This window comes from Vibrio phycocola, from assembly GCF_054404255.1.
Genome location: NZ_JBTAMQ010000022.1, coordinates 21826 through 30021 on the forward strand (window position 1 = coordinate 21826; position 8196 = coordinate 30021).

General features: G+C 40.7%; 7 protein-coding genes. 3 read left to right on the forward strand and 4 right to left on the reverse strand.

Annotated elements, in window-relative coordinates; translation table 11 throughout:
- The first annotated feature begins 38 nt into the window (after positions 1-38).
- From ACXJY6_RS19230 to ACXJY6_RS19240, 3 genes are all read left to right on the forward strand, one after another.
- Positions 39-3095, forward strand: a complete 3057-nt coding sequence (locus ACXJY6_RS19230) for an efflux RND transporter permease subunit (protein WP_458769321.1) — start codon at positions 39-41, stop codon at positions 3093-3095.
- Between the two features lie 4 nt (positions 3096-3099).
- Positions 3100-4497, forward strand: coding sequence for an efflux transporter outer membrane subunit (locus ACXJY6_RS19235; RefSeq protein WP_458769322.1), 1398 nt, complete (start codon positions 3100-3102; stop codon positions 4495-4497).
- A gap of 167 nt (positions 4498-4664) precedes the next feature.
- Positions 4665-4844: an RES family NAD+ phosphorylase gene (locus tag ACXJY6_RS19240; RefSeq protein ID WP_458769327.1), complete on the forward strand. Its 180-nt coding sequence runs from the start codon at positions 4665-4667 to the stop codon at positions 4842-4844.
- Between the two features lie 51 nt (positions 4845-4895).
- Here ACXJY6_RS19240 and ACXJY6_RS19245 read toward each other — a convergent pair whose 3' ends face one another.
- From ACXJY6_RS19245 to ACXJY6_RS19260, 4 genes are read right to left on the reverse strand one after another with little or no spacing between them, the layout of a single operon-like run.
- Positions 4896-5126: a hypothetical protein gene (locus ACXJY6_RS19245; RefSeq protein WP_458769323.1), complete on the reverse strand. Its 231-nt coding sequence runs from the start codon at positions 5124-5126 to the stop codon at positions 4896-4898.
- Complete coding sequence (gene gspS2, locus ACXJY6_RS19250; protein WP_458769324.1) at positions 5127-5492, reverse strand: type II secretion system pilot lipoprotein GspS-beta; 366 nt, start codon at positions 5490-5492, stop codon at positions 5127-5129.
- Entirely contained in the window at positions 5474-6574 is a 1101-nt protein-coding gene (locus ACXJY6_RS19255; protein WP_458769325.1) for an alanine/ornithine racemase family PLP-dependent enzyme, read from the reverse strand. Before ACXJY6_RS19255 ends, gspS2 begins: the two co-directional genes overlap by 19 nt.
- Positions 6571-7776 carry an N-acetyltransferase DgcN family protein gene (locus tag ACXJY6_RS19260; RefSeq protein WP_458769326.1) on the reverse strand — a complete coding sequence of 402 codons (1206 nt, stop codon included), beginning with the start codon at positions 7774-7776 and terminating at the stop codon, positions 6571-6573. Before ACXJY6_RS19260 ends, ACXJY6_RS19255 begins: the two co-directional genes overlap by 4 nt.
- Positions 7777-8196: the final 420 nt, after the last annotated feature.

The following is an 8196-nucleotide window of genomic DNA, read 5'->3' on the forward strand; positions in this document are numbered from 1 at the left end:
TTGTCTAATAAAAGTTCATAGCATTAAGGCGGACACACATGAATATTGCTGAATTTACAATAAAAAATACAGTATTGAGCGTTATTGTTATTTTGCTCACTATTGTCGGAGGCTGGCAAGCGTATCAAAGTATGGCCAGATTCGAAGACCCTGAGTTCACCATCAGGCAAGCGGTGATTGTTACAGGGTACCCAGGAGCAAATCCACATGAAGTTGCGTTGGAAATAACTGAACCACTAGAAAAAGCAATACAACAACTTTCTGAAGTTGAAAGTATTGAATCAATTTCTACTTATGGTAAATCAGAGATCAATGTTGAAGTTAGATATGACGCGTCTAAAACAAGAAGTGAGCTTCAACTGGTCTGGAATAAGCTGAGAAATAAAGTTAGTGATGCTGCTGCATCCTTGCCTCCGGGTTCCGGTACACCATACGTTGCTGATGATTTTGGTGACCTATATGGACTATTGTATTTCCTTACTGGTGATGGTTATTCGAATGTAGAGTTGAAAAAGTACGCAAAGACATTACAAAGTTCATTACTTCAGGTCGACGGTGTTGCTCGAGTTTCTATTGATGGCCTAAAGAGTGAAGCCATTTACGTCGAAATTTCTCAACAAGCGGCTAAAAGGCTTGGTCTCTCAATTTCAAATATTGTATCGATGTTGTCGCAACAAAACTCAGTTGTATCAGCAGGGACCGTAAAAGTTGGGAGTAAGCGGATTGTTATTGATCCAACGAGTACGATTAACTCAATCGAATCAATACAAAATATGCTTGTATCGGCAGATTCAGACGGAAAATCTGTTTACCTTAAGGATATAGCGCGAGTATGGCGAGGATATCAAGAGCCAGAAGAAAAGGTGTTTTTATATAATGGAAAGCCTGCGATCGCTATTGGTGTTTCGGGTATTCTAGGTGCAAATATCGTAAAAATCGGTAATGAAGTTGATCGTAAAATTGCGGAGACCGAAGACCTAAGACCTTTAGGAATAGAGCTACACGAGTTTTATCATCAAGCAAAAATTGTTGATTCATCGGTAGATAACTTTGTCGTTAATGTGATAGCAGCATTAGCTATTGTTATCGTTACATTGTTGATATTTATGGGTATCAAATCAGCTTTAGTAATTGGATCAATCCTCTTACTAACAATATTTGCTACCTTGGCAACGATGAGTTTTGTCGATATACCAATGCATCGCATCTCATTAGGGGCACTAATTATTGCACTCGGAATGATGGTAGATAATGCGATTGTAGTGACGGAAGGTATCTTAGTTGGGATAAAAAGTGGGTTTAAGAAATTAGACATCGCGAAACAAATTGTTCAACGATCAGTGTGGCCTTTATTAGGTGGTACGCTAGTTGGTATCATCGCATTTGCACCAATTGGATTTGCCCCCGGCTCGACTGCAGAATACACCGGGCACTTGTTCTGGGTTATATTGATATCACTGATGTATAGCTGGTTATTTGCGATTACTTTAACACCACTGTTTTGTTATTGGCTGTTTAATGAGTCAGAGCAGGATGATTCGGTGACACCGAAAGAAAGTGGTTTTACCAAGTCATATAAAAAATTGCTGTATGTAACGTTGAAACAACGTGTATTGGTGGTAATTAGTGTTGTGGCATTATTTTTCGCCTCAGTGTGGGGGTTCCAATTTGTTAAGTCAGGATTCTTCCCTGCATCAACAACACCACTTTTTGTTGTTGATTATTGGCTCCCTCAAGGCTCAGATATTTCCACCACTAAGAGCGACATTATTCAGCTTAGCGATTATGTGAATTCACTTGAAGGTGTTGAGGATGTACAAGCTTCCGTCGGAGGTGGCGTTCCTCGTTTCATGTTGGTTTATTCACCAGAATCGACAAATTCTTCATACGGTCAACTCCTGATTCGTACAAGTGATTATCGAATTATTGACGGATTGCTGAAAGATATTCAAAGTCATATCGATGAATCATTCCCTGATGCACAAGGAAAAGTTTGGAAATTTGTACTTGGCCCTGGCGGTGGTTCAAAAATTGAAGCTAAATTCACTGGACCTGATACGGGAATACTGAGGGATTTAGCTTCACAAGCTAAAGCAATAATGGCCGCAGATGGTGGAGCGTTGTCTATTAAGGATGACTGGAGACAACCGATTAGTGTTATTGAGCCTATTTATGCTGAAAAAGCGGCCCAGAGAGCGGGGATTTCTCGTGAAGACTTAGCATCTGCTTTGGAAACCAATTATTCAGGAAAAACGATTGGTTCGTATCGCGAAAATGATGAGCTCATACCTATAATCACACGATCACCATTCTCGGAACGCGATAATGTAACTAACATTAGAAACGTGCAGGTGATTAGTTCAGTTACGGGCAATTCAGTTCCCATTGGTCAGGTCACCGATGGTTTTAGAACTATTTGGCGCGATGGAATTGTAAAACGGGTTGATCGCCAATGGGAAATTAAAGCACAGTCAGACCCTCTACCTGGAGAGTTAACCAATGATTTGTTCAATAGAGTTCGTTCGAAAATAGAAGCTATTGATTTACCAAATGGTTATTCATTGGAATGGGGTGGAGAATACGGTGATTCAAAAGAATCGAATGACAGCTTAGCGTCTACTATTCCGCTTGGTTTGGTTGCGATGGTGATTACGGTGTTCGTATTATTCGGAACAGTTAGACAACCTGTGGTGATTTGGTTAGTGGTTCCATTAGCGTTAATTGGTGTTTCTGGCGGTATGTTAGCTACTGGTACACCAATGGAATTTATGGCGATTCTTGGGTTGCTTTCCCTGTCAGGACTGTTGATCAAAAATGCTATTGTATTGGTTGATCAAACTGACTTGGAAATAAGTGAGGGTAAAGCTAGGCATGATGCAGTAATTGATGCTGCTGCTAGCCGAGTTAGACCTGTAATGATGGGGGCATTGACGACAGTCTTAGGAGTCATACCATTGTTCTTTGATGCATTCTTTAAGTCGATGTCCGTCGTTTTAGTATTCGGTTTATCGTTTGCCACACTGTTGACATTAATCGTAGTCCCAGTTCTATATGCGATTTTCTTTAACATTAAATCGACAGAAACGACAAGGTGAGAAGATGATGAAAAGTAATATTCTACTTAAAACAGCGGTTGGTATCGGTTGTCTTGTTGTGTTATCAGGTTGTGCGAAGTCGACATCGGATAATGCCATTCACAAAGAGCTAAGTAAGCAAACATTGTTCACTGCTCAATCTTGGGCAAGTGACTCAGGGGTATCGTCGAATCAGGCAATCGCGTATGTGGATTGGTTATCAAGCTTTAATGATCCCCTCCTCAATAAGCTCGTGCTTGAAGCTATTCAGAATAACCAAGAGTTATTAGCAGCATCTTACAACGTTGAAAAAGCTAATGAAGTCGCTAGTCAAGCTGGTGCCGGGTTAAAAACTCAGGGGAATATATCAGTCAGTAGTAGCACATCAGGTCAAGGAGGAAACTCTAGTACTACTCAATCTATTTCTGGTCAATTAAGTTGGGAGATCGACTTGTGGGGTAGAATTAGTGCAGGACAAAAAGCAGCCGTAACCAGTGCAAAAGCTGCTCAAGCAGATTATAAAAGCGCACAACATTCTCTCGCTGCCTCAGTATCAAAAGCGTACTTTATTGCAATTGAAGCTGAGTTACAGGAGCAGGTGATGCAAGAAACCGTTACTTCAATTGAAGATACATATCGTATTGTCGAAATACAATTCGAAAATGGTATGGTGTCGGCGCAAGACAAGTCATTAGCTCTCTCCGATCTTTCTTCTTCAAGGGAGCAATTGACTGCGCTTGGGGCTTCGAAAAGAGATGCATTGCGAGCGCTTGAGATATTGCTCGGGCGCTATCCTGCATCATCTGTTGATATCGGGGAGCAGCTTCCTCCATTGCCTACAATGCCGTCGGTCGGTGTTCCTTCTGATGTGTTAGAAAGAAGACCTGATATGGTAGCAAATGAACTGAGAGTTGTGTCCGCATTCAGTTCTACTTATCAAGCGGAAGCCGCCCGTTTCCCCACTTTTAGCTTAACTAGTAGCGTAGGTAGCTCATCAAATCAGCTCTCGAGTATCTCAAGTTTATCTGATCTTGTATGGCAGCTAGCAGGTAATGTACTAATGCCGATTCTTGATGGAGGTGCACGTGAGTCACAAGTTAAAGTTGCTAATATTGAACAAAAACAAGCGTTAGCCAGTTACTCGCAGGCTGCGTTGACTGCTTTTAACGAAGTGGAAACTAACCTAGATCTTGCAGCATCACTTAAGGCAAGAAATGAGGATTTATTAGTCGCCTTAACTGAGGCTAAAAAGGCTCTTACTATCGCAAAGCTTAGATACGAAGAAGGAGAAATATCGCTGGTCGATCTACTTACTGTACAACAGAGAGTATTAGCTGCGCAGAGTAATCAGCTATCTATTCAAAGGTTGAGTTTGGCGCAGCGTGTTAATTTGTATTTGGCGTTAGGCGGTAATTGGTTTTAATCGTTAGAATACAGCTCAAAGAGAATAGGGGACAAATTGTTCCCTATTCCCTTTGCTAATATAATACGACGTTATCTATTTCTAGATAATTAATGCCGGTGCGAGCCAAGGTCATATGAAGTGCTGTTCATCAAGAATAAGTTAGAACCATCGGTATCTCACAACAACTGGCCCGCGAACTAAAGGCGAAGAAAGTACAGTGCATCCAGTACCCGTCAGTAAGGTCAAAAGAAGGGACATGCTGGGAGTTATTAACGCCGAAACCAGTGACTGATATTGTGCAAGCCTACTTGCTAGAAATGATTTGGGATGGGACAAATATCTCCGAAGCGGACAAGGAGAGTTAAGTTAGCTGAGTTTACAGGCTGCACATAGAGTTAAGTATACACAGTCTTAAATTAAAACTTGGAATGTGCTTTTTTCTTTTTTGATTTGAAGGTTCTTATTGAAATTTTTAAAGCTAGTTGTTCTTGTTTAGTTGAAATGAGCTGCTTAGTTAACGCTTTGTGGTGTAGCTCTGTGATAAAGTTTTTTTCCCAAGGCGTAAGGCGGTCAAACTTCAATAGAATAATGTCATTGAGTACATTGAACAACACGTATTGGTTTTTATCCATTCGAGTGCTACGCATTTAATTAAGACACTGTGTTAGAGAAATTACGTTAAGGCTTTCTACCGTCTTATTTTTTCCTAAGGTAATGATTCTATACGATATTCCACTCTCTAATAGTGGCCTTATTTCGATATTTTCACAAAAACTAACGGCGACTTTTTCTACTAAGCTGTCCATATTCAAAGCTTTCTTTTTTACGAAAACAAGAGTGACACTATTGCCCTCTGACTTAGCATTTACGAGTGTGATTGAGCCTAAATCTTGTGGAAGTTGGCTTGAGATGACCGTCGCTCTATAATCGGCAAGCCCATTAGGTTTCATTGGGCTTATCTGACAACCGTTAAGTATGACACTGACGGAAATAATTACTGTTGTTCGTAGCATGATGCGCTCCTTCTTCTCTTAGGAGCCTTAAAATATTTATGGATATAACGTGAAGACATAGAAGATAAAAGAGCACTGTAATCTAGACTAAATGTGACTGTCTCCCCGATAAATAGTGGTTTATGAGCGGATTCAAGCACAAGATGGTCGCTGGTCGAAGACATGATTTCAAGCCCATTCGGAGCTTTAAGGCCACTAACACAGACATCTTGGCGACCCACTGCGAGAATAGCTTGAGAAACCACTCCTCTATCTAGTAGGCTTTCTTTTTCACCAAACGCATTTAACCTTCGATTTCCCCAAGGTAACGTAGGTTTAATTTTGGATTCAATTACTTCAGCAGTTAAAGAAATCACATCCGTATGTAAACCTTTAATATTTTGGTTCTCTAAAGGCTCACAGCCAAGAAAGATCGCTTCGCCTATACGAAGGTTATTTACCCGCGTTTTGCCTGTTTGTTGAAGAGCCCAGTTAACTGAAGCCGAGTTTCCTCCTGAAATAAGCTCTAAGCTGATCCCAAATATCACTTCAATTTCATCAGCAAGGTTAGAAAGAATGTCCATATTTTTATTATCAGGCGCGACACCATATCGGCACGCTAAATTCGCACCAATTCCCTTTATTGTAATGTTCGGAAAAACAATAATCTCACGAATAAAATCAATAACATCATAGGGCATTACACCTTCTCTGAGATCACCAAGCTCAACCATTATAATAATATCGTGATGGCAATTTTTCTGTTTCGCGATATTTGAAAGCCTTTGAACTACTTTTACTTCAGAATTTAAACTCATATCACTGTATTTTATGACACTCTTCGCTTGGCTGAACATAGGTGTTCGTATCAGCATTTTAGGTGTGGAAATACCAAATTCTGTTATCGTTTGAAGATTTTCAATTCTCGAATCGGCTAACATTGTAGCCCCGGCGTCAATAAGAACTTGAGCGATGATAGGGTGACCGAGGAAGGCTTTAGTGACAGGTGTCACTGAGATATTTTTGAGAGAGAGCTGAGTAATTAGAAAGTGAGCGTTATGGTGAATTTTGTCGCAATCGATGTCTAACCTAGGGTAGTTCACGCCTTGTCAGCCAATTTACTTGCTATTATGGGGAAGTTGGAAGTTACGATGTGCACAAGATGTTCGACCGGCTGTGATAATGCATCAGTAACGGGTATCCCAAACTCGGTGGTGTAGCTGTCTATTATATGGCGTGTTTCATCCACCGACATTCCTTCATGATTGAGTGTTAGTCCGATAACATGGGTATCAGAAAACGTTTCGATAAGTTTGATTTCCGAAGAAACGGAAGGCATTGAATAATTTGGAAAGTCACAACGATGTATACGTTTAGGCGCATGTTGCAAGATCACGCCTGTTGGGCAGCTGCCACGCAAGATAAAAGAGCTGGTAGAAAATGCTGGGTGACTTAAGGAGCCTTGTCCTTCAATGATAATTAAGTCTGGGTTTTCTTCCTCATAGGCTTGTACTATGACAGACTCAAGCTCACCGGCACAAAATTGTGAAGGAACAGCATCGAGGGCAACGCAGTATTTTGCACCTTGGATAATGCCCGTTTGGCCAGTGGCAATGAGAACCACGTTAAGGCCTTTTTCAGTCAGTTCATTCGCCAGTATGGTAGCTGTTGTTCGTTTTCCTAACGCACAATCTGTCCCCATCACAGCAATCCTAGGACATTTAACGCTGTGTATTTTCCCGCTAAACGTTTTCAGTTCGCCTTTATTCTTGGGTTTACGAGTATCGAATATTCGAACGTTGTTCTTTAAACTGGCTTCTAAAAATAGAGGGTCATCGGATAGAAACTCATGCAAGCCATTTACAATATTCATTTTCAGCGACATCGCTTGTAAAATGACGTTCTTATCTGAGTCAGATAAACTACCACTTGATGGTGCAATACCAAAAATAAAGTAATCGGGAATGCTATCTGCCTGAAGGATAGCTTCTTCGATATTGGCTACGATAGGTATACCATTCTTTTTATTATCAAGCACTTCTCCAGCATCTAAGCCTGCAGACTCACTATCTATAACCGATAGAATACGATAACGTAACGAATGCCTTACTAGCCCATTAGCCGTTTTACCATCAATTTTGCCAAAATTACCTTCGCAAAATATAATTGCGGAAGGAATGACAGGCGTAGCATCCTGAGCAAGAGGTAGCCAACAGCCGAGAGCGGTTTCGTTGTGGTTGGTTTCGACGTTTTCAATTTTTTTGAGTTTGAAGATGTTTTGTGATTTTTGAGTTGAAATTGACATAATTAGAGCCTGCAGTGAGGCTTAGGAGGGCTACTAAGGAGTGCCGAGATGCGAGTTCGGAAAAGAAAAGAAGTCCCTACTAAGCGGTAGGGATAAAAACTAAGATAACACACTCACTAGACTTTTGTTGGTTATTATTAATGCTATTTCTAAATCTGCTACCTGCAGACTTCCCCCATATTAGCATGATTGATTAGAGATCTAAGTTCTCATTGTTCAACGTAACCATATCAATCTCTCAGATTTAAGGTTTCAAGATATTTTTTCTAGTATCATTTTAGTGGACTAGACTTTTTGATCTAGCTCGTTTTTGTCCAATTCTTAGTCAGCGGGGGTGTCACTCCGCTAACTCATTTATGCCCGTGCGACCTGAAGTCGTATGAAGCGTTGTTCACCGCTTTATGAGTGAACCATCTGTAT

Coding starts and splice junctions, on each gene's coding strand:
- ACXJY6_RS19260 (WP_458769326.1), bottom strand. CDS start 7,776: ATGTCAATTTCAACTCAAAAATCACAAAACATCTTCAAACTCAAAAAA.
- ACXJY6_RS19230 (WP_458769321.1), top strand. CDS start 39: ATGAATATTGCTGAATTTACAATAAAAAATACAGTATTGAGCGTTATT.
- gspS2 (WP_458769324.1), bottom strand. CDS start 5,492: ATGCTACGAACAACAGTAATTATTTCCGTCAGTGTCATACTTAACGGT.
- ACXJY6_RS19235 (WP_458769322.1), top strand. CDS start 3,100: ATGATGAAAAGTAATATTCTACTTAAAACAGCGGTTGGTATCGGTTGT.
- ACXJY6_RS19245 (WP_458769323.1), bottom strand. CDS start 5,126: ATGCGTAGCACTCGAATGGATAAAAACCAATACGTGTTGTTCAATGTA.